The organism is Streptomyces sp. NPDC053755 (assembly GCF_040677675.1).
Lineage (GTDB): Bacteria > Actinomycetota > Actinomycetes > Streptomycetales > Streptomycetaceae > Streptomyces.
In genome coordinates, this window is sequence record NZ_JBFASK010000016.1 from 128,945 (window position 1) to 150,571 (window position 21,627).

16 protein-coding genes and 1 pseudogene are annotated in these 21,627 nt (G+C 74.5%); 11 read left to right on the forward strand and 6 right to left on the reverse strand.

Annotated features, from left to right (window positions below):
* Positions 1–77: 77 nt before the first annotated feature.
* The 3 genes from AB0K65_RS17695 to AB0K65_RS17705 form a co-directional block, all read right to left on the reverse strand.
* On the reverse strand, positions 78–1,088 hold the full coding sequence (locus tag AB0K65_RS17695; RefSeq protein ID WP_365717384.1) for an LLM class F420-dependent oxidoreductase: 1,011 nt from the start codon (positions 1,086–1,088) through the stop codon (positions 78–80).
* Between the two features lie 127 nt (positions 1,089–1,215).
* A complete protein-coding gene (locus AB0K65_RS17700) occupies positions 1,216–2,097 on the reverse strand; it encodes a DUF5336 domain-containing protein (RefSeq protein ID WP_365717386.1) in 882 nt (293 codons plus the stop codon).
* Positions 2,098–2,187: 90 nt separating this feature from the next.
* Positions 2,188–3,054, reverse strand: coding sequence for an N-acetylmuramoyl-L-alanine amidase (locus AB0K65_RS17705; RefSeq protein WP_365717388.1), 867 nt, complete (start codon positions 3,052–3,054; stop codon positions 2,188–2,190).
* Positions 3,055–3,718: 664 nt separating this feature from the next.
* On the opposite strand from AB0K65_RS17705, the gene AB0K65_RS17710 reads away from it, so the two are divergent.
* Positions 3,719–5,266, forward strand: coding sequence for a hypothetical protein (locus AB0K65_RS17710; RefSeq protein ID WP_365717390.1), 1,548 nt, complete (start codon positions 3,719–3,721; stop codon positions 5,264–5,266).
* Between the two features lie 172 nt (positions 5,267–5,438).
* Here AB0K65_RS17710 and AB0K65_RS17715 read toward each other — a convergent pair whose 3' ends face one another.
* Entirely contained in the window at positions 5,439–6,071 is a 633-nt protein-coding gene (locus AB0K65_RS17715) for a class I SAM-dependent methyltransferase (protein ID WP_365717392.1), read from the reverse strand.
* Positions 6,072–6,324: 253 nt separating this feature from the next.
* Here AB0K65_RS17715 and AB0K65_RS17720 point away from each other — a divergent pair, with 253 nt between their 5' ends.
* The 4 genes from AB0K65_RS17720 (at position 6,325) to AB0K65_RS17735 (ending at position 12,732) form a co-directional block, all read left to right on the forward strand.
* Complete coding sequence (locus AB0K65_RS17720) at positions 6,325–7,644, forward strand: phytase (protein ID WP_365717394.1); 1,320 nt, start codon at positions 6,325–6,327, stop codon at positions 7,642–7,644.
* A gap of 92 nt (positions 7,645–7,736) precedes the next feature.
* Positions 7,737–9,905, forward strand: a complete 2,169-nt coding sequence (locus AB0K65_RS17725) for an acyl-CoA dehydrogenase (RefSeq protein WP_365717396.1) — start codon at positions 7,737–7,739, stop codon at positions 9,903–9,905.
* Between the two features lie 18 nt (positions 9,906–9,923).
* Positions 9,924–11,117, forward strand: a complete 1,194-nt coding sequence (locus tag AB0K65_RS17730) for a lipid-transfer protein (RefSeq protein WP_365717398.1) — start codon at positions 9,924–9,926, stop codon at positions 11,115–11,117.
* Between the two features lie 145 nt (positions 11,118–11,262).
* Positions 11,263–12,732, forward strand: coding sequence for an MFS transporter (locus AB0K65_RS17735; protein WP_365717400.1), 1,470 nt, complete (start codon positions 11,263–11,265; stop codon positions 12,730–12,732).
* A 151-nt stretch (positions 12,733–12,883) separates the two neighbouring features.
* Here the strand turns inward: AB0K65_RS17735 and AB0K65_RS17740 are convergent.
* Positions 12,884–13,315 (reverse strand): annotated as a pseudogene (locus tag AB0K65_RS17740) (response regulator); the annotation flags it as partial.
* A 375-nt stretch (positions 13,316–13,690) separates the two neighbouring features.
* Here AB0K65_RS17740 and AB0K65_RS17745 point away from each other — a divergent pair.
* The 3 genes from AB0K65_RS17745 to AB0K65_RS17755 are packed head-to-tail and all read left to right on the forward strand — an operon-like array spanning position 13,691 to position 16,620.
* Positions 13,691–14,563, forward strand: a complete 873-nt coding sequence (locus AB0K65_RS17745) for a MaoC/PaaZ C-terminal domain-containing protein (protein WP_365717402.1) — start codon at positions 13,691–13,693, stop codon at positions 14,561–14,563.
* A gap of 23 nt (positions 14,564–14,586) precedes the next feature.
* Positions 14,587–15,663 carry a Zn-dependent alcohol dehydrogenase gene (locus AB0K65_RS17750; RefSeq protein WP_365717404.1) on the forward strand — a complete coding sequence of 359 codons (1,077 nt, stop codon included), beginning with the start codon at positions 14,587–14,589 and terminating at the stop codon, positions 15,661–15,663.
* Between the two features lie 15 nt (positions 15,664–15,678).
* Positions 15,679–16,620, forward strand: coding sequence for a 3-oxoacyl-ACP reductase (locus AB0K65_RS17755; RefSeq protein ID WP_365717406.1), 942 nt, complete (start codon positions 15,679–15,681; stop codon positions 16,618–16,620).
* A gap of 365 nt (positions 16,621–16,985) precedes the next feature.
* Here the strand turns inward: AB0K65_RS17755 and AB0K65_RS17760 are convergent, their stop codons facing one another.
* On the reverse strand, positions 16,986–18,089 hold the full coding sequence (locus AB0K65_RS17760) for a hypothetical protein (RefSeq protein ID WP_365717408.1): 1,104 nt from the start codon (positions 18,087–18,089) through the stop codon (positions 16,986–16,988).
* Positions 18,090–18,344: 255 nt separating this feature from the next.
* Between AB0K65_RS17760 and AB0K65_RS17765 the strand changes: the two genes are divergently transcribed.
* From AB0K65_RS17765 to AB0K65_RS17775, 3 genes are read left to right on the forward strand one after another with little or no spacing between them, the layout of a single operon-like run.
* The gene (locus tag AB0K65_RS17765; protein ID WP_365717410.1) at positions 18,345–19,163 is read left to right on the forward strand and encodes a Nif3-like dinuclear metal center hexameric protein; all 819 of its coding nucleotides are present in this window, start codon (positions 18,345–18,347) and stop codon (positions 19,161–19,163) included.
* Entirely contained in the window at positions 19,160–19,903 is a 744-nt protein-coding gene (locus tag AB0K65_RS17770; RefSeq protein WP_365717445.1) for a C4-type zinc ribbon domain-containing protein, read from the forward strand. Before AB0K65_RS17765 ends, AB0K65_RS17770 begins: the two co-directional genes overlap by 4 nt.
* A 5-nt stretch (positions 19,904–19,908) precedes the next feature.
* Positions 19,909–21,384 (forward strand): bifunctional RNase H/acid phosphatase, encoded by a 1,476-nt coding sequence (locus AB0K65_RS17775; protein WP_365717447.1) that lies wholly within the window; start codon positions 19,909–19,911, stop codon positions 21,382–21,384.
* The last annotated feature ends 243 nt before the right edge of the window (positions 21,385–21,627 follow it).

Sequence of the window (21,627 nt, forward strand, 5' to 3'; positions counted from 1 at the left end):
GGGGATCCTTACGCACCCCGGTCGCCGCCGCGCGGGGAAAGGTTGCCGTCGCGCCCGACGCGCCCCCGGAGGAACCGTCAGATGACGAGTTCCGCGAGGACCCGCAGGGTGGCCGGGTCCGGCGCCGTGACCAGCAGGTCGGTGACCGGACCCGCGCGCCACAGCTCCAGACGTTCGGCGATCCGCGCCTTCGGCCCGACCAGCGAGACCTCGTCCGCGAAGGAGTCCGGCACGGCGAGCACGGCCTCCTGCCGACGGCCGGCCGCGAACAGTTCCTGGATGCGCCGGGCTTCGTCCGCGTACCCCATGCGCCCCATCAGGCCGGCGTGGAAGTTGCGGGCCGCGTGTCCCATGCCGCCGATGTAGAAGCCGAGCATCGCCTTGACGGGCAGCAGCCCTTCGGCGGGATCGTCGCAGAGCCGGGCGTGCACCATCGGGGCGACGAGGAAGCCTTCCGGGAGCCGCTCCGGCAGCGCGTACACCTCGGTGTGGCGCGTCGGCGACCAGTAGAGGGGCAGCCAGCCGTCGGCGATCCGCAGTGTCTGGGCGATGTTCTTGGGTCCCTCGGCGCCGAGGAGCACCGGCAGGTCGGGGCGCAGGGGGTGGGTGATCGGCTTGAGCGCCTTGCCGAGTCCCGTGCCGTCGGCGCCCGTGTACGGATGGGAGTGGAACCGCCCGTCGAGCGTGACGGGCCCCTCGCGGCGCAGCACCTGACGGATCACGTCCACGTACTCGCGGGTCGCGGTCAGCGGGCTGCGCGGGAAGGGGCGGCCGTACCAGCCCTCCACGACCTGCGGCCCGGAGAGACCGAGGCCGAGCATCATCCGGCCGCCGGAGAGGTGGTCGAGCGTGAGCGCGTGCATGGCGGTGGCGGTCGGGGTCCGCGCGGCCATCTGCGCGACGGCGGTGCCCAGCCTGATCCTGGTGGTGTGCGCGGCGATCCAGGTCAGCGCCGTGAACGCGTCGGAGCCCCACGCCTCGGCGGTCCACACGGAGTCGTAGCCGAGCCGCTCGGCCTCCCGGGCGAGGTCGAGATGGGTGGGTGAGGGGCCGCGCCCCCAGTAGCCGAGGGCGAGTCCGAGCCGCATGGCCCCCACCAACCTTTCTGACGAATCGTCAGTTATGGATGGGGGGACTGTACGCCGACGGCCCCTCGCCCGGAAGGGATCCCGGGGGAGGGGCCGCTGGAACGGTGCCGGTGCGCGGGCCGGGCGGTCAGCCGCGCTGGATGCCGGTCGTGTCCTGGAGGACGCCGCGACGGCCGTCCTGCGTCTGGGCGACGAGGCCGGGGCCCCGCTGCTCGACCGCCAGGTACCAGGTGCCGGGGGCCAGTTCGGCGATCGGCGTGGGGGAGCCGTCCTCGGCGTACAGGGGGCGGGCGACCGGGACCGCGAACCAGAACGGCGCGAAGTCGGACGCGGGCTGCTGGCCCTGCCCCTGTGCGGGAGCCTGACCCTGCGCCGGTGCCTGCGCCTGGGCCTGACCCTGCGCCGGCCCGGGCTGCGGGGCGTGCCCGGCGGCCTGGGGGTCGGGCTGCTGCTGTCCGCCGAACGGCTGGTGGGGCTGCGCGCCGTATCCCTGCTGGGCGCCCGGGTAGCCGTAGCCGCCGGGGACGCCCGGCTGGCCGTGCTGGCCGGGCTGCATGCCGTACGGCTGCGCGGTCTGCGGCTTCGGCGCGCTGAGCAGCGGGGCCTTGAGCGCCGGCACCAGCGGAGCGGCGACGGCGGCGCCGGCCAGGACCAGCGCGGCGATCAGGCCGAGGATGAGGCCCGCACCGGCGTTGTTGGACTCGAACATCCACATCAGGAGGTTCCAGGCGGAGGCGATGGCGAACGCGGCGCCGACCTGCCCCAGCTCGAGGCCGGCGACCTTCCGCGGCTGCGGAAGCAGGTGGGAGAGGACGACCAGGGCGCCACCCGCGATGCCGAGGAGGAACGCGCCCCAGCCCAGGGGCGAGAGCTCCCACGAGTTCGTGGATTCGATGTTGTCGCAGAAGTCGCCTTCACAGCCGGCGATGCCGAGGAACGAGGCGATGAACAGCACCACCGCTGCACCGATCACCACGCCATCGCCTCGAGTGAGGGAGCGGATATTCACGTAAGAGTCCTTCGTCGGGTCGTCTCGTAGGGGTGGCGCGAAGCACGGGGGCGGCCCCATCGTACGGAGCGAATCTATCGCCCGCGGGTTCTACCCCTTGAGGTAGGTCCTGATGCCGTCCGCGATTCCGCGCGCCGCTTTCTGTCGCCACGCCGCGTCGGTGAGCAGTGCGGCGTCCTTCGGGTCACGCATATTGCCGCATTCGACGAAGACCTTGGGGACGGTTGAGAGATTGAGTCCGCCGAGATCGTCGCGGACGTCCAACCCCGTGCCCGCGCCGAGGTAGTTGGCGGGCGCGGTCCCGGTCGAGCGGGCGAAGTGCCGGGCGATGCCCTCGCCGAGGGTACGGGAGGGCCCGACGATCTTCGTGGTGTCGGCCCCGCCGGCGCTCACCCGGGCGGGCAGGATCACGTGGAACCCGCGGTTGCCGGTCGCCGAGCCGTCGGCGTGCACGGAGACGACGGCGTCCGCGCGGGCGGCGTTGCCGGTCCTCGCGCGCTCGTCGATGCAGGGGCCGAAGGGGCGGTCGGCGTCGTGGGTGAGGACGACGCGTGCCCCCTGGGCCGCGAGGAGATCGCGGAGACGGTGTGAAACATCGAGGGTGAACGCGGCCTCGGTGTATCCGGCGTTCGTGGACGTCCCGGTGGTGTCGCATTCCTTGCGGTTCGTCCCGATGTCGACCTTCTGGTTGATCTCCCGGGCGTGACGGAAGTTGCCCGGGTTGTGCCCGGGGTCGATGACCACGGTCCGCCCGGAGAGGGGCAGCGTCCCGCCGGCGGCCGACGGAGCGGGGGTGGCGCCGGCCCCGTCGCCCGGCCGCGCCGACCCGGGCGGGGCGGCCTGCCCGTGCCGCGTGGGCGGCGCCGCGCTCCCGGCGGTGGCGCCGCACCCCGCGAGCGTGACGCATCCGAGCAGGGCGAGGGCGGGGGCGAGGATCTTGCGGTGGTCGTACGGCACGTCGCGACTCTAGTGCGAGGCGGGGCGGACTCAGGCCGAATAGTCCGTTGACGCGGAGAGTCTGTGTGGGGAGTGTGGCGGGTAGGGAGAGAGTGCGCCGGTGACCAGACACCGCGCACGGACCACGGGGGGCACTGTGGCGGGGCAGGAACCGAACGACGCGCCGAACCGCGCGGGGCACGACGATCCACGGGACGCGGGGGACGGAGCGGCGCACGAGGACCCGCGGGGCGGGACGCGTGCAGCGGGCCCCGACGGCCGTCCGGGCGCTCAGGCGCCGGGCCGGGGCGCCGGAGCACCCCCGGGCTTCGGACCGCCCGCGGACCCCAGGGTGACCGAGACGCCCTGGGCGTACGGCGGACCTGGAACGACTCCGGGGGCGCCGGGAGGACCTGCTTCCGGGGGGCCGGGTGCCGCCGGAGGACCTGCCGCCGCGGGGCCCGGTGCGCCCGAGGCTCATGGGCCCTCCGGGGGCCCCGGAGCTTCCGGGGGACCGGCTGCTTCCGCGGGACCGGGCGCCTCCGCAGGGTCGGGCGCGTCCGCCGGCCCCGGTGCGGACGGTGCCTTCGGTCCGGCGGCCGGCGCTCCGGCCCCGCCGTACGGTGCTCCCGAGGCGCCGTACAGCGCCCCCACCCCGGCGTACGGCGCGTGGGGCGGGGGGCCGGTGCCGCCGCCGCCCGTCGGGCCGCCGCGGGTTCCCCCGCCGCCCGCCGAGGCACACCCGGCGCAGGCCGCGCTGGCCGGACTGCTGAACCTCTCCTGCCTGGGCCTCGGGTACGTCCTGCTCAGGCAGTGGGCCCTGGCCGCCGTCTGCTGGGGCGCGACGGCCGCCCTGCTCTTCGTCGCCCTCCCGGCCGACGTCGACGGCGTGCCCACCGGCTTCCTCGTCGGCTACGGCGTGTTCCTGCTGGCCGCCGCCGCGGACGGTGCCCGGCGCGGACTGCGTGCCCCCCGGCGCGCCCTCGCGCTCCCGGCGGCGCTCCCCGTGGCGCTCGCCCTGGCCCTGCTGGTCGTGCCCGTGGGCGGCACGCTCGCCTACGGCTCGGCCCGCGACGAGGCCGTGGAGCAGTCGCTCCTCGACCGCCTCGCCGCCGCCGACGCCTTGGTGAAGTCGGCCGAGGGCCAGAGCTTCAGCAGCGCCGAGGCCGACTACCGCGAGGCGCTCCTCACCTACCAGGACCTCGGTTCCCGCCGGGCCGGCTCCCGCGCCGGGCGCCTCGTTCCCGACCGCCTCGACGCCTACTACGCGGCCGTCTCCGCGCCCTACGACGCCAAGAACTACTGCGAAGCCGTTCCCCGCCTCCAGCACCTGCGCGGCCTGCCGGGGACCGTGGACCGCTCGCTCCTCGGCGACCTGGCCGGCAAGGCCGACGAGCCGCTGGCCCACTCCTGGTACGAGTGCGGCACGAGCCGTATCGGCGTCGCCGGCGCCGAGACGACCGCGGGGGAGCACCTCAACGCCCTGCTGTCGACGTTCCCCCAGTCCCCGCACGCCCAGAAGATCGAGGCCGCCGTCAAGGAGACGATCCGCAGCCGCGAGGCCGCGCTGACCGGCGCCGGAGCCGACCCGTGCGGCAAGGTGACCGAGCTGCGCCGCGTCGGCACCACCGTCGACCTGCTGCCCAAGCCCGCCTTCGCCGCCGTCTCGCGGGCGAACGGCGACGCGGTGCGCAAGGGCGACTTCGCCTGCGGGGTCCGGCACTTCGAGGACAAGGAGTACACCGACGCCGTCCGGACGATGACGGAGTACGCCACGCAGTACCCGAACAGCCCGCAGCTGGCCCACGCGCGCTCCATAGCGATCGCCGCCGAGATCGCCGAGGAGGAGCCGGCGGCGGGGAAGCGACTTCCCCCGGCCACCGCGCCGGGCGGCTCGCGCATGGTGATGGTGGTCTCGAACGACGGCCCCGGAGAGGTCGAACTCCTCTACACCGGGCCGGTGACCGGACGCGTCACGATCAAGGCGTGCGGCACCTGCAAGGCCTACCCGGGCAGCCTCGCCCGCAACGCGCCGAAGATCAAGGCGTGCTCCGGACCGTCGTCGAAGTACCCCAAGACGACGATCACGCTCCCCGCCGGTAATTACCACTTCCTGCAGAAGCGGGACGGGACGGGCTCGTCCTCCGCCGTGAACAAGTCGAGCACGGCGAAGATCGAACCCGGCTACAGCTATACGAACTGCCTCTACGTCACCTCGGGCTTCGGCCTCTAGGGCGTGTTTCGAAAGTCCCGCCTGCCCCGCGACGCCTGGCACGCACGCTCGCCGCGTTGTCGGGATCGTCCACGTGCGTCCAGTACGAGGGCGACCCTCCGCCCTGCGATCGCACACAGGATCCGCCGCGGGGCCCGCCCTCCGGGCGGACGGCGGGACTTTCGCACCACCCTCAGCGGCGCCGCAGGACCCGGAGGGAGTCGGTGACGGAGATCTCCTCGAAGTCGCCGGACTCCAGGGCCCGGAGATAGATGCGGTACGGAGCCTGGCCGCCGTCCTCCGGGTTCGGGAAGACGTCGTGGATCACGAGGACGCCGCCGGCGGCGACCTTGGGGGCCCAGCCCTCGAAGTCCGCCGTCGCGTGCTCGTCGGTGTGACCGCCGTCGATGAAGACGAGGCCGAGCGGGCCCGCCCACACCTTCGCGACCTGGGGGGAGCGCCCGACCACCGCGACGACGTGCTCCTCCAGGCCGGCGGCGTGCAGGGTCCGGCGGAACGTCGGCAGCGTGTCCATCCGGCCGACCTCGGGGTCGACGACCGTCGGGTCGTGGTACTCCCACCCCGGCTGCTGCTCCTCGCTGCCCCGGTGATGGTCCACGGTCACGGCGACGGTCCCGGCCGCGCGGGCGGCGTCCGCCAGCAGGATCGTGGAGCGCCCGCAGTACGTGCCGACCTCCAGGAGGGGCAGCCCGAGGCCGGCGGCCCCGGCGGCGGCCTCGTACAGCGCGAGCCCTTCCTTGACGGGCATGAAGCCCTTGGCGGCCTCGAAGGCGGCAAGGATCTCGGGGGCGGGCTCGGCGGCCATGGGCGGGTCCTCCTACTGGCGGGTACGTTCGTGCGAGCGCCATCGTGCCCTACGCGCCCGGTACGGACCACACCGTCCGCCCGGCGCCCGACCACACCGTCCGCCCGTCCGCCCGTCCGCGCGGACCGCCCCACCGCGCCGATCGCTGAACCCGTTCAGCTGACGGGTCATCCGATGTTCACGGCACTGTCCGTCCCCGCTCACCCCCGGGGTCTAACGTCGCGCGGGTCCGCTTCCCTGACCGAGGAGAACCGTGAGCGCATCCGCCGTGTCGGCCCTGGCCGCCGCGTTCCTGCTGGTGTCCGGCGCCCCCGCCCAGCCCGGGCCGGTGACCGTCACCGCATCCGTCGAGACACCCGCCGTCTACGACGACGAGGCGGGCGGCAACGCCGACGCCGACGACCCGGCGGTGTGGGTCGACCCCACGCGCCCGGGCCGCAGCATCGTGATCGGCACGCTGAAGGAGGCCGGCCTCGATGTCTACGGTCTCGACGGCCGCCGCCTCCAGCACATAGCCGCGCCGGCGGCGCCCGGTGAGGACGCCGCCCCGGGCCGCTTCAACAACGTCGACATCGTCTACGGCTTCGAACTGAGGGGCAGGAAGACGGACCTGGCGCTCGTCAGCGACCGGGGCCGCGACCGGGTCCGCGCCTTCGCGATCGACCCCGCCGCCGTCGCGGCCGGAAGGCCGCCCCTCACGGACGTGACGGCGCCCGACGTCAGGCCGGTCTTCGCCGCCGACGAGGGCGCGGTGGACGACCAGCGCACGGCGTACGGGCTCGCCGCGTACAGCGACGGCGACGAGGCGTACGTCGTGGTGTCCCAGCGGGAGGAGACCCGTCTGCGGCTGCTCGAACTCGAGGACCGGGGCGGGAAGGTGGGGTACCGGACCAAGGACACCCTCGACCTGCCCGGGGCCTTCGCGCTGCCCGACGGGACGACCTGGTCGCCGTGCGCCGATCCCGGGGAGCGCCCGCAGGTCGAGGGCATGGCCGTGGACCAGGAGGAGCACGTCCTCTACGCGGCCCAGGAGGCCGTGGGGCTGTGGCGCGTCGACCTCGACGACGAGGAGTTCGGGCGGCCCGAGTCGATCGACCGCGTCCGCGAGTACGGCACGCCGTGGACGTACGACCCCGCCGAGGAGGAGTGCGTCCTCGACACCGCCGCCGACCCCGGCTTCGGCGGTGAGCACCTGAGCGCGGACGCCGAGGGCGTCACGGTCTACCACGCGGCGGACGGCGCCGGCTATGTGCTCGCCTCCAGCCAGGGGGACGACGCCTTCGCGGTGTACGGGCGCGAGGGAGACAACGACTACATCGGCTCCTTCACCATCGCCGACGGCCCCGCCGTCGACGGCGTGCAGCACTCCGACGGTTCCACCGTGGTCAACGTCCCCCTGGGGCGGGCCTTCCCACAGGGCCTGCTGGTCACCCACGACGGCGAGACGACCCCGGCGGACGGGGAGCGTGAGGGCACCGGCTTCAAGCTGACGCCGTGGGAGGCGGTGGCCACCGCGTTCCCGGAGCCGCTCACGGTCGACACGCGGTCGTTCGACCCGCGCGACACGGACTGACCCTCCCGGCCGCGTTCTCCAGCCGGCCCCGGACGCATCCGGCCTCCATCTGACCTTCCGTCAGATTGAAACGTGTTCTAGTGTGCCCTGTCATGGGCATCGCCATCACGCAAGAACAGCGGGAGCTCGCCCGATCCGTCCGTGGCTGGCTCGCACGGGCCGTCCCGCCCCAGGGGGTCCGCAAACACCTCGACGTCCCCGGCGCCGCCGCCGGGCGCCCGGACTACTGGGACGCCGCCGCCGGACAAGGACTCCTCGGCGTGCATCTGCCCGAGGAGTGCGGCGGCGGGGGCGGCGGCCTCGTCGATCTCGCCGTCGTGCTGGAGGAGGCCGCGCGGGCGTCGCTGCCGGGGCCGTATCTGCCGACCGTCCTCGCCGCGGAACTCCTGGTCCGCGCCGGGCGGCTCCCGCTCGCCGGCGAGCTCGCCGCGGGACGCCGCGTCGCGGCCGTCGGCCTCGCGCCCGGCGGGCTCACCGGCGTCGAGACCTCCGGCGGGCTCGTCCTCGACGGCAGCGCCCCGCCCGTGCTCGGCGGCGCCCAGGCGGATCTGCTGATCCTGGCGGCCACCACCGCCCGCGGTGACGTCTGGGCGGCCGTCGACGCCGACGCCCTGTCCGTCCGGCTCCACGAGAGCGCCGACCCCACCCGTCCGACCGCCGAGGTCACCGCCGCCGGGGTCCGGATCCCCGCCGAACGGGTCCTGGGCGTCGACTCCGCGCTCGTCCACGACCTCGCCGCCGTGCTCTTCGCCGCCGACGCCTGCGGCACCGCCGCCCGCGCCCTGGAGAGCGCCGCCGAACACGCCCGGACGCGCGAACAGTTCGGGCAGCCGATCGGACGGTTCCAGGGGATCAAGCACCTCTGCGCCGACATGCTCGTACGCGTCGAGCAGGCCCGGGCCCTCACCTGGGACGCCGCCCGCGTGACGGCCGGCGAACCCGACGACGTACGGTCCCTGGCCGCCGCGCTCGCGGCCGCCACCGCCCTGGACGCGGCCTACGGCTGCGCCAAGGACTGCGTCCAGATCCTCGGCGGCATCGGCTTCACCTGGGAGCACGACGCCCACCTGTGGCTGCGCCGCGCCCTCGTCGCCCGCCAGCTCCTCGGCCCGGGCGACCACCACCGGGCCCGCGCCGTCCGGCTCGCCGTCGGCGGCACCCGGCGCGAACTCCGCCTCGAACCGCCCCCGGAGGCGGACGCCCACCGGGCCCGGGCCCGCGAGGCCGTCGCCCCCGCCGCGGGGCTCGACCCCGCCGCCGCCCGCCGCCTGCTGGCCCCCACCGGCTACGCCGCCCCGCACCTCCCACCGCCCTACGGACTCGGTGCCGGGCCGCTCCACCAGCTCGCCGTCCAGCGGGAGACCGCCGACGCGGGCGTGCGGCTCTCCGGACTCGGCATCGCCACCTGGGTCGTCCCGTCCCTGCTCGCGTACGGGACCCCCGGGCAGCAGGCCCGCTTCCTCGGTCCCACCCTGCGCGGGGACCTGCTGTGGTGCCAGCTGTTCTCCGAGCCGGACGCCGGCTCCGACCTCGCCTCCCTGCGGACCAGGGCCGAGCGCACCGACGACGGCGGCTGGCGGATCAACGGCCAGAAGGTGTGGACGAGCGCCGCCCAGTGGGCCGACTTCGGCATCCTCCTCGCCCGCACCGACCCCGACGCCCCCAAGCACCAGGGGCTGACGTACTTCGTCGTCGACATGAAGAACACCCCCGGGATCGACATCCGGCCGCTGAGGGAGATCACCGGCGACTCGCTCTTCAACGAGGTCTATCTCGACGACGTGCCGCTGCCCGCCGACGCCGTCGTCGGCGAGGTGAACGACGGCTGGCGGGTCGCCCGCAACACCCTCGGCAACGAACGGGTGCACATGGCCGACCAGGTCGCCTTCGACAGCGGCCTCGAAGCGCTGATCGCGCGGGCGGCCGACGCCGACGGCGACGTACGGGTCCGGATCGGGGCGCTCGCCGCCGAGGCCCACGCCCTGGCCTGCATCGGCCTGCGGACCACGATGCTCCAGGTCTCGGGGCTCGAACCGGGTGCGGGAGCCAGCGTTCGCAAGCTCGTGCAGACCGTCCACCAGCAGAAGGTCGCGGAGCTGACCCTCGAACTGCTGGGCCCGGCGGGCGCGGTACGGGAGGGGGCGGGGGAGCGGGCCGTGCACGGGCTGCTGATGTCCCGCTGCCTGACCATCGCCGGAGGCACCACACAGGTCCAGCTCAATGTCGTCGCCGAGCGCCTGCTCGGCCTGCCGCGGGACTGAACCGAAGGGAACGTGACCATGGGGAAGGCGTACATCGTCGGCGTCGGGATGACGAGGTTCGAGAAGCCGCAGACGCGTGACTGGCAGTACTGGGACATGGCGCGGGAAGCGGGGACGGCCGCCCTCACCGACGCGGGGATCCCCTACGGGCGGGTGGAGCAGGTGTCCGCCGGCTACTGCTTCCAGCCGTCGACGGCCGGACAGCGCGCCGTCTACGAACTCGGCCTGACGGGCGTGCCCGTCTACAACGTCAACAACAACTGCGCCACGGCGTCGACGGCCCTGATGACGGCGCGCCAGTTCGTGGAGGGCGGGGTGTCCGACTGCGTGCTCGCGCTCGGCTTCGAGAAGATGGCGCGCGGCGCGCTGGGCGGCGGCTCCGGGGCGGCCGACCTCAGCACCTCCCCGGTGGCCCGGCACTACGGCGTCATGGCCGCCGCCCACGGCTTCGAGATGTCCCCGCCCACCGCGCAGATCTTCGGCAACGCCGCCCGCGAGCACATGGACCGCTACGGCACGACCGAGGCGCAGCTCGCGGCCGTCGGCGCCAAGAACCACCGCCACTCGGCGGACAACCCGAACGCCCAGTTCCGCGACGTGTACTCGGTCGAGGAGATCCTCGCCGCCAAGACCGTGCACCGGCCGCTGACCCGGCTCCAGTGCTCGCCCACCTCCGACGGCTCGGCGGCCGCCGTGGTCGTCTCGGAGCGGTTCCTGGTCGAACACGGGCTGCACGACAAGGCCGTGGAGATAGCCGGGCAGGCGATGACGACCGACACCGAGGAATCCTTCGCCTCCGGCTCCTGCATCGACGCGGTGGGCCTGCCCATGTCCCGGGCGGCGGCCCGGCAGGCGTACGAGCGTTCCGGTCTCGGCATCGAGGACGTGGACGTGGTCGAGCTGCACGACTGCTTCTCCGTCAACGAACTGCTGACGTACGAGGCCCTCGGCATGTGCGAGGAGGGCGCGAGCGGGAAGCTCGTCGAGTCGGGGGCGACGACCTACGGCGGCCGGTGGGTCGTGAACCCCTCGGGCGGTCTGATCTCGAAGGGGCACCCGCTGGGCGCCACCGGTCTCGCCCAGGCCGCCGAACTGGTCTGGCAGCTGCGGGGCGAGGCCGGCCCCCGTCAGGTGCCGGGCGCGCGGGTCGGCCTCGCGCACAACATCGGCCTGGGCGGCGCGGCCGTCGTGACGATGCTGCGGAGGCCGTGAGCGCCCCCGAGCGCGAGCGCGGGGGCCGGGTGGGAGGCAGCGGGTGGGGGTGTGCGGACGGCGGTCGGGCGGCAGGTCGTAGGACCCGGGTCCGGGAGTCCGTACATCCCTCGCAGCATGTACGGACCACTGCGGCTCTGCGACCATGACATGCATGGTTCACACCGAGTCGGTCGCCGAACAGTCCGCGCCCCTACGATCCGACCGCCGCGCCTGGCTCGTCGTGCTGGCCGCGTGCGCGGGCCAGTTCCTCGTCGTCCTCGACGTGTCGGTGGTGAACGTGGCCCTGCCGTCGATGCGGGCCGACCTCGGGCTCTCCTCCACCGGTCTGCAATGGGTCCTCAACGCGTACTCGATCGCCTTCGCCGGCTTCATGCTGCTCGGCGGACGGGCGGCCGACCTCTTCGGCCGGAAGCGCATGTTCCTCCTGGGGCTCGGTCTCTTCACCGCCGCCTCCATAGCCGGCGGCCTCGCGCAGGAGGGGTGGCAGCTGGTCGCCGCCCGCGCCGTTCAGGGCCTCGGCGCCGCAGTCCTCGCGCCCGCGACGCTCACCCTCGTCACCGCGGCCGTCCCCGAGGGGCCCGCGCGGACCCGGGCCATCGGCACCTGGACGGCGGTCGGCGCGGCCGGCGGCGCGGCGGGCGGGTTCGTCGGCGGTGTCCTGGTGGACCTGCTCTCCTGGCGCTGGGTGCTCCTCATCAACGTGCCCGTCGGCGTCCTGGTCCTCGCGGGCGCCCTGGTGTGGCTGAGCGAGAGCCGGGCCCCGGGCGGCCGCCGGCTCGACCTGCCCGGCGCGGTGCTCGTCACCGGCGGCCTGGCGTCCGTGGCGTACGGCATCGTGCAGACGGAGGAGGCGGGCTGGGGCGACCCGGTCACCCTGGCCCCCCTGCTCGGCGGCGTCGCGGTCCTCGGCCTCTTCGTCGCCGTCGAGGCCCGTACGGCGGCCCCGCTGATGCCGCTGAAGGTCTTCCGGTCGCGGGCGGTCACCTCCGCCAACGTCACGCTGCTGCTGTGCGCCTCGACCTCGTTCGGCATGTGGTTCTTCATGACCGTGTACGCCCAGAACGTCCTCGGCTACACCCCGCTCCAGGCCGGTCTCGCCCTCGTCCCCAGCTCGATCAGCGTGATCGTGGGCTCCAAGCTGGCGCCCCGTCTGATGCCCGTGGCCGGCGCCCGCAACCTCGCCGTCATCGGCGCCCTCGTCGCCGCGACCGGCTTCGGCTGGCAGTCGGCCATGACCACCGACGGGACCTTCCTGTCGATCATCCTCGGCCCCGGCATCCTGATGATGGCCGGCATGGGCCTGCTGATGCCCCCGCTCGCCACCCTCGCCACCTCCGGCGCCGCGCCCGGCGACGCGGGCCTGGTCTCCGGCCTCGTCAACACCTCCCGCACCATGGGTGGCGCGCTGGGCCTGGCCGTCCTGTCCACCGTCGCGGCGGCGCGGACGGCGGGCGGCACCACCCCGGAGGCCCTGACGGAGGGGTACGCCTCCGCGTTCCGCACGGCGGCCGGCGTCCTCGTGGCGGCCGCGGTCCTCATGCTGCTGTGGCTCCCGAGGCCGGAGCGCCGGAAGGGCGAGGAGTCGCTCCCGGGCGCCGTCGGGACGCCGTAGGGAGGGCCGTCGGGACGCCGTAGGGAGCGCCGTCGGCTCGTCTCCGGGGCCGCGGGGCCGGGCCTCGCGCCGAGAGCCGTATGCGTCGGACGCCACGGGCCGGGGGGAGACCCGCCCGCAGGCCCTACAGAGCCGTGTCCGGGTCGGGGTCGGCCGCCGCCAGGGCCGGGTCGATCACCGTCTCGCCGCGCAGAGCCCGGCGGACCGCCTCCGCGAGGTCCTCGACGGGGCCGTCCCTGAGCAGCAGTCCGGCCGCGCCCGCCTCCCTCGCGCGGCGCAGCAGGCCGGGACGGGCCGAGGTCGTCAGGATCAGGACCCGGCAGTCCGGGACCTCGTCGCGCAGGTCGGCGGCCGCGTCGAGGCCCGTCCGGGCCGGCAGATCGAGGTCGAGCAGAGCCACGTCCGGGCGGCGGACCAGGGCCGTGGCCACCACCTCGTCACCGCGGTCGACCTGGGCGACCACCTCCATGTCGGGCCGCATGCCGAGCAGCAGTCCGAGCCCGCCGTGCGTCGTGCCCCGGTCCTCGGCGAGCAGGACGCGAATGGACGTGGCCGGGCGGATGTCCCGGGGCATCTCGTTCACCGTGCCAGCGTAGGTGCCCGCCCCGCCCGCCGCCGGGACCCCGGCCCGCGCGTTCCCGCCCGCGCGGCCCTGTGCGGGCCGCCGTCCTCACCGCTTCATCTGACGCGCCGTCAGGAGGGTTCACAACTCCCACGGGCTCGGCTATACATGAGCATCACCGACCTAGAACGCGTTCTAGAACGGCGGGCGCGTACGGGCCGGTCCCCGCACGGCCTCGGTGCGGCCGACGGTGCGGACGGTCGCGCCGAGGTCTTCTCCCTTCCCCGATCCCCACCGATCCCCGGACACGCACGGTTCTCCCCGGACACGCACGGCACCCGCCGATCCCACCGGTCCGCACGGACCGCCACCGGATCACCAAGGAGCAGCAGCCCGATGCCCATTGACGCCGCACAGGCCGTCGCCGCCGACCCCCGCAGCGCCGAGATCGCCTGGGACCACAAGGACGTCCAGCTCTACCACCTCGGCCTCGGGGCCGGCTCCTTCCAAGGCAAGCCGCACCCCGCCACCGACCCCGACGAGCTCCGCTACACCCTGGAGTCGAAGCTCCACGTCCTGCCCAGTTTCGCCACCGTCGCGGGCGGCGGCACGGGCGTCGTCGGAGGCCTGTCCGCCCCCGGCATCGACGTGAACCTCGCCGCCGTCCTGCACGGCGGACAGACGATCACGCTCCACCGCCCCCTCCCCGTCCAGGGCCGGGCCGTCACCACCTCGCGCGTGGCCGCCGTCTACGACAAGGGCAAGGCCGCCGTCCTCGTCCTGCGCTCCGAGACGGCCGACGACGACGGACCGCTGTGGACCAGCGACGCCCGGATCTTCGTCCGGGGAGAAGGCGGCTGGGGCGGCGACCGCGGCCCGTCGGAGCGCGTCGAACTCCCCGACCGCGCACCGGACAGGACCGTCGAGCGCGCCGTAAGGGAGGACCAGGCGCTGCTCTACCGCCTCTCGGGCGACTGGAACCCCCTCCACGCCGACCCCGAGTTCGCCAAGCTGGCCGGCTTCGACCGGCCGATCCTGCACGGGCTCTGCTCGTACGGCATGACCCTCAAGGCGGTGGTCGACACGGTCCTCGGCGGGGACGTCGCCCGTGTCCGCTCGTACCGCACGCGTTTCGCGGGAGTCGTCTTCCCCGGCGAGACGCTGCGCATCCGGATGTGGACCGGGGACGGCCGCGTCCAGGTGTCGGTGACGGTGGTGGAGCGGGACGACGCTCCCGTGCTGGCCGACACGCTCGTCGCACACTCGTAGACCATCCCGAAGGGAGCCGCACCATGCGCGCAGCCGTGCTGCACGAGATCGGCCAGGACAAACTCGAGGTCGTCGACGACGTCGAGGCGGTGGGGTTCGGGCCCGGGAAGGTGCGGATCCGTGTCAGGGCCACCGGTCTGTGCCACTCCGACGTCTCCGCCATGGGCGGCGTCCTTCCGCAGCCCGCCCCCTTCGTCCCCGGCCACGAGGGCGCGGGAGAGATCATCGAGGTCGGCGACGGCGTCACCGGCCTCGCCCCCGGCGACCGGGTGCTGATCTGCTGGCTCCCCGCCTGCGGCGGCTGCGCGGCCTGCAAGCGCGGCCAGACCCAGCTGTGCCTGGCCGGCTTCATGAACGCCGGCACCCCCAACTTCCGGCGCCCCGGCGGGGACGTCTTCGGCTTCGCGGGCACCGGCACCTTCGCCGAGGAGATCGTCGTCGACGCGGGCTGCGCCGTCCCGATCCCCGACGACGTGCCCTTCGACATCGCCGCCCTCATCGGCTGCGGAGTGACCACGGGCCTGGGAGCGGCGGTCAACACGGCCAGGGTGGAGACCGGTTCCTCGGTCGCCGTCATCGGCTGCGGCGGCGTCGGCATCTCCGCGATCCAGGGCGCCCGCCTGCGCGGCGCCGCCCAGATCGTCGCCGTGGACCCGGTCGCGTCCCGCCGCGAGGCGGCCCTGCGGTTCGGCGCGACGGAGGCGGTCGCCCCCGACGCGCTCGCCGACGCGAAGCAGCGGGTCACGGCGGGCGAGGGCTTCGACTACGTCTTCGAGGTCGTCGGCAAGTCCGTCACCGCGCGCACGGCGTACGAGACGACCCGGCGCGGCGGCACCCTGTGCGTGGTCGGGGCGGGCGCGCTGGACGACTTCCTCCAGCTCAACATGTTCGAGCTGTTCTTCGACGAGAAGCGGATCCTGCCGTCGATGTACGGGGGCGGTGACGTGCTGCGCTCGTACGAACGGGCCATCGCGCTCTGGCGGGCCGGCCGGATCGACCTGGAGTCGCTGATCACCCACCGGGTGCCGCTGTCCGGGATCAACGAGGCGCTGGAGCAGATGCGCACGGGTGTGGCCCTGCGCACCTGCATCGAGATCTGAGAGGACTGCCACGAGATGTCACTCCCCCTTGCGGGCCTGTCCGCGATCGTCACCGGCGCCGGACGCGGCCTCGGCCGGGCCGAGGCGCTGGAACTCGCCCGGCTGGGCGCGGCCGTCGTCGTCAACGACCACGGCCGGCCGGGTCGCGACGGATCCGGCGCCGCCTCGGCCGGCCCGGCCGAGGCGGTCGCCGAGGAGATCCGCGCGGCGGGCGGCCGTGCCGTCGCGCACCTGGGCGACGTCGCCGACTTCGAGACGGCGCGGGACCTGGTCGGCCTGGCGGTGAGCGCGTTCGGGAGACTGGACGTCCTGGTCAACAACGCGGGCATCCTGCGGGACCGGATGGTCTTCTCGATGAGCGAGGACGAGTGGGACGCGGTGATACGGGTCCATCTGAAGGGCCACTTCAACACCACGCACTTCGCGGCGGTGCACTGGAGGGGGCGGGCGAAGGCGGGGGAGCCCGGGGTGTACGGCCGGATCGTCAACACCTCCTCGGAGGCGTTCCTGGCCGGCTCGGCCGGTCAGCCGAACTACGCGGCGGCGAAGGGCGGGATCGTGGGCCTGACGACGTCCACGGCCCTGGCGCTCGCGAAGTACGGCGTCACCGCGAACGCGATCTGCCCGCGGGCCCGGACCCGGATGACGGAGGACGTCTTCGCGGGCTTCGCGGAGCCGGCGGCGGGCGAGCCGGACCCGCTGGCGCCCGAGCACGTGGCCCCGCTGGTGGGGTACCTCGCCTCGCCGGCGGCGGCGGGTGTGAACGGGCAGCTCCTGGTCGTCCACGGCGGCATGGTCGCGGTCGTGGACCGGCCGAGGGTCGCGGCGAAGTTCGACACGTCGAAGGACGCCTTCACCTACGAGGAGCTGGACGGGCTGCTGTCCCCGTACTACGCGGGGCGCCCGGCGGGGGAGACGTTCGCCGCGGCCGAGGTGCTGGGCCTGAAGAAGGGCTGAGCCGCCCCGCGCGGGAACGTGCCCCGGAAGCGAACGGGTCCCGTCGGGGAACGGGCTCACGCGGGAGACGCATCGTGGAAGCGAACGGGCCACGCGGGACACGGGCCCCGTCGGGGAGCCATGCACACGCGGGGCACGTGCCGTGGAAGCGAACGGGCCCCGGGGGATTCCCCCGGGGCCCGTTCGCCGTCACCGCTCTTCCGGGTCGCGGCGGTGGCGGCCGTGTGCGGAGGACGTCGAGTCCTCCGACGGCGCCGCCTCGCCACGGTGCCTACCGGAGCCGTGCGGCTCCATCCCGTCCCCGCGTGCTTCCGACATGGTGGAACTCACCCCGTACCGATCGCTGTTGCCATGCGGCCGTGATTCTAACCAGCCGCTTTGCGGTCGGTGAGGGGTGCCTGCTGCAAGGGGACCGGGCGGCACACGACCGGCTGCGGGGGCGTCGGCTCCGGATCGGCCGGCACCTCCAGATCGGCCAGCCCGCACCGCACCTCGTCCGTCGCGAACGGCAGCCGGAGGACACCCTGAGGCGTCCAGAACCCGGCCCCCGCCGGCCACCCCGCCGGCGCCGCGAGGTGGTGCATGCGGCGGCCCGACGGGCGCCACACGCCCACCCGGCTCCCCGCCGCCGCGTCGATCCGCAGCGCCACCGCACAGCTCTCCGGCATCAGCACCTGCCCCGGCTGCACGGCGAACGGCGTCACGGCAGCGTCGTCCAGGCGCAGGCACTCGGGGAAGCGGACGGGCAGCAGACTCCCGAGCACCCCCCACCCCAGCCGCTCGTGCCCCGGGGAGGGCGCGTCGGAGCGGATCAGCAGCAGACCGCTGTCCGGGTCCGCCATCAGCAGCCGGTCGGTGCTCTCCTCGGTGATCTGGAGCAGCGGCGTCACCTCGCCGCCCCGCTCCAGGTCGACCGTCACCGCCTTCACGGGGCCGCCGTCGAGCCGCCGGTCGAGGGCGAGTATCCGCCCCGTGCGGTCCAGCCAGACCCCGCCCGAGCAGCGGCCCCTGACCTCCGCGACCCGCTCGGGGCCGAACGCCCCGCCCGCCACCAGCCACAGCGTGGTGGTGTCCCGGCCGACGCACATCGCGTACGCGCAGATGCCGTCCGGCGACGGCGGAAGCAGCGTCAGCTCCTCGGCCTCGACCGCGCCCAGCGACAGCTCGCCCGTCCCCGGGCCGGTCGGGTACAGCAGGGAGAACGTGTGCCGGTGGCCGTCCACCCGGCGTTCGATCAGCACCCGGCCGTCCGCCAGCGGCAGCAGCCGCGCGCTCGGCTCCTCGGGCTGGTCGAGGGGGAGCGGTACGGCGTACGGCTCCGGCCCGTCGAGCGTCCACCGCTCCGCGTACAGGGCGTCCCCCACACCCGCGAGCCGCGCCGCGTACGCCCCGTTCGCCGTGATCGTGAACCTCGTCGGCCACATCGCGCCGTCGTCCTCCGCCGCGGTCTCGATGGCACAGACTGTCATCGACTCGTCACCTCCGGCCACCGAAGCTAGTTTTCGCACTTCCAGCCGAACAACACGACCCCGCCCGCTTCACACGTAAGGATGGCCGGGTGCCGGTTCGGCTGAGCGGGCGCCGGGCGTTGTGCTGCGGAGGGCCGGGAGGCGTGCGGCGCGACCGGCCGCCCCGGCCCTCCGGGAAGCGGCCCGGGAGCAAGCGGAATCATCGCTGCCCACAGGCAGGACGGCAGGGCGCGCAGGGCAGGTAGCCTTTCCCCCGTGCCCCGTCTGTCTGAAGTCATCGCCGAACTCGACGCCCTCTGGCCGCCCGAGCGGGCCGAACAGTGGGACGCCGTCGGCACGGTCTGCGGCGACCCGGACGCCGGCGTCCGCCGCGTCCTGTTCGCCGTCGACCCCGTCCAGGAGATCGCCGACGAGGCGATCCAGCTGGGCGCCGACCTGATCGTCACCCATCACCCGCTCTATCTGCGGGGTACGACGACGGTCGCGGCCTCCCACTTCAAGGGCCGGGTCGTGCACGGCCTGATCAAGCACGACATCGCCCTGCACGTGGCGCACACCAACGCCGACACCGCGGACCCGGGCGTCTCCGACGCCCTCGCCGGCGCCCTCGACCTGCGGGTCACCGGCCCCCTGGTCCCCGAGAACAACCTCGGCCGGATCTGTGAGCTGGACCACCCCGAGACGCTCGGCGAGTTCGCGGCCCGCGCCGCGAAGCGGCTGCCCGCCACCGCGCAGGGCATCCGCGTCGCCGGTGACCCCGACATGACCGTGCGCAGGGTCGCCGTCAGCGGCGGGTCCGGAGACAGCCTCTTCGACGCGGTGCGGGCCGCCGGCGTGGACGCCTTCCTCACCGCCGACCTCCGCCACCACCCGGTGTCGGAGGCGACCCAGCACTCCCCGCTGGGGCTGGTCGACGCCGCCCACTGGGCCACCGAATGGCCCTGGTGCGAGCAGGCCGCCGCCCAGCTCGACGCCATCTCCGACCGCCACGGCTGGGACCTCAGGGTCCACGTCTCGACGACGGTCACCGACCCCTGGTCTTCCCACCACACCTCCCCTGGAGCCCCCAACTGAACGCCGCGCCCGCCGACCAGATCCGACTTCTCGACGTCCAGGCCCTGGACGTCCGCCTGCAGCAGCTCGCCCACAAGCGCAGGTCCCTGCCCGAGCACGCCGAGATCGAGTCGCTGACCAAGGACCTCACCCAGCTGCGCGACCTGCTCGTCGCCGCGCAGACGGAGGAGAGCGACTGCGCACGCGAGCAGACCAAGGCGGAGCAGGACGTCGACCAGGTGCGCCAGCGCGCCGTGCGCGACCAGCAGCGCCTCGACTCCGGAGCCGTCTCCTCCCCGAAGGACCTGGAGAGCCTCCAGCGGGAGATCGCCTCGCTCGCCAAGCGCCAGGGCGACCTCGAGGACATCGTCCTGGAGGTCATGGAGCGCCGCGAGTCCGCGCAGGAGCGGGTGGCCGAGCTGACCGAGCGCGCCTCCGCCGTCCAGGCCAAGACCGACGACGCCACCGCCCGGCGCGATGCCGCGCAGAGCGAGCTCGACGCGGAGGCCGCGACCGTCGGCAAGGAGCGCGAGCTGGTGGCCGGCTCGGTCCCCGCCGACCTGCTGAAGCTGTACGAGAAGCTGCGCCAGCAGCAGGGCGGCATCGGCGCGGCGCGGCTGTACCAGCGCAGGTGCGAGGGCTGCCACATCGAACTGAACATCACCGAGCTGAACGAGGTCCGCGCGGCCGCGGCCGACACGGTGGTGCGCTGCGAGAACTGCCGCCGCATCCTCGTCCGCACGGCAGAGTCCGGCTTGTAATGACGGTGAGGGAACTGATCGTCGAGGCGGACGGAGGCTCCCGGGGCAACCCGGGGCCCGCCGGTTACGGCGCGGTGGTCCTCGACCCTGTCACGGGTGAGACGCTCGCCGAGGCAGCCGAGTACATCGGCGTGGCCACCAACAACGTCGCCGAGTACAAGGGCCTGATCGCCGGTCTGAAGGCGGCGCGCGAGCTGTTCCCCGACGCGCTGGTGCACGTGCGGATGGACTCCAAGCTGGTCGTCGAGCAGATGTCCGGCCGCTGGAAGATCAAGCATCCCGACATGAAGCCCCTCGCCGCCGAGGCGGCCCGGATCCTCCCGGCGGCCCGGGTCCGCTACGAATGGATCCCGCGCGCGGAGAACAAGCACGCCGACCGCCTCGCGAACGAGGCCATGGACGCGGGCAAGCGGGGGCAGCAGTGGCAGCCGTCGGCGTCCGCGGCGGCCCTGGACGCGCGCGCGGCGCGCAACGCGGCGACCCCGCCCCCGGCCGGTCCGCCCGGAGACGCCACGGCGGGCGCGGCCCGCGCCCGGGCGGCCCTGTCGGGCGCCACGGGCTCCGGCGCGGGCGGCGGGACGGCGAGCGGTCCCGCCACGGGCCGGGGCGCGGGCGGCGATGCGGCCGCCCCGTCCGACGACGGGCTGTTCGCGGCCCACGAGGCCATCGCGGTCCAGGCCCGTGCCTCGCTGGCCGCCGCGGGCACGGCCGAGCGTGACACGAGCGGCGGCGCCTCCGCCGTGGCGAGCGGCGACTTCGAGGCAGAGGCGGGCGTCCTGGCGCACACGGGCCGGGGCGACGCCGGACGGTCCGCCACGGCCGAGCCGTCCGCGCCCGGATGGGGGGCACCCGACATGGGGACTCCCGCGACCTTCGTGCTGCTGCGGCACGGCGAGACGGCGCTGACGCCCGAGAAGCGGTTCTCCGGAAGCGGCGGGACCGACCCGGAGCTGTCGGCCGCCGGGATGCGCCAGGCCGAGGCGGTGGCCGCCGCTCTCGGCGCGCGCGGGACCGTCCAGGAGATCGTCAGCTCGCCGCTCAAGCGCTGCCGGCAGACCGCCGAGACCGTCGCCGCCCGCCTGGGGCTCGGCGTGCGTGTCGAGGACGGGCTGCGCGAGACCGACTTCGGCGCCTGGGAGGGACTGACCTTCGCCGAGGTGCGGGAGCGGTACGCCGAGGACCTCGACGCCTGGCTCGCCTCCCCGAGGGCCGAGCCCACCGGCGGGGGCGAGAGCTTCGCCACCGTCGCCCGGCGCGTGTCGGCCGCCCGCGACCGGCTGACCGCGGCCCACGCGGGCCGTACGGTGCTGCTGGTCACGCACGTCACGCCGATCAAGACCCTGATCCGGCTGGCGCTCGGCGCCCCGCCGGAGTCGCTGTTCCGGATGGAGCTCTCGGCCGCCTCGCTGTCGGCGATCGCGTACTACGCCGACGGCAACGCCTCCGTGCGGCTCCTGAACGACACCTCGCACCTGAGGTGAACCCCCGCGAGAGGTGAGGGGCGGGGCCCGGACGAGCCGTGGCCCCGCCCCGAGCGCTCGGGACGGTGGCCTGCCGATCCTGCCGGGAGCGCGCCGGCCCGATCCGGCCTGGTCGCCGGCACGCTCGGGACGGTGGCCTGCCGATCCTGCCCGGCCCGATCCGGCCTGGTCGCCGGCGCTCCCCGGCCACCCCCAGTGCCGTCGACGCCATGACCCGGCGCCTCACCGGGGACGCCGAGGCGT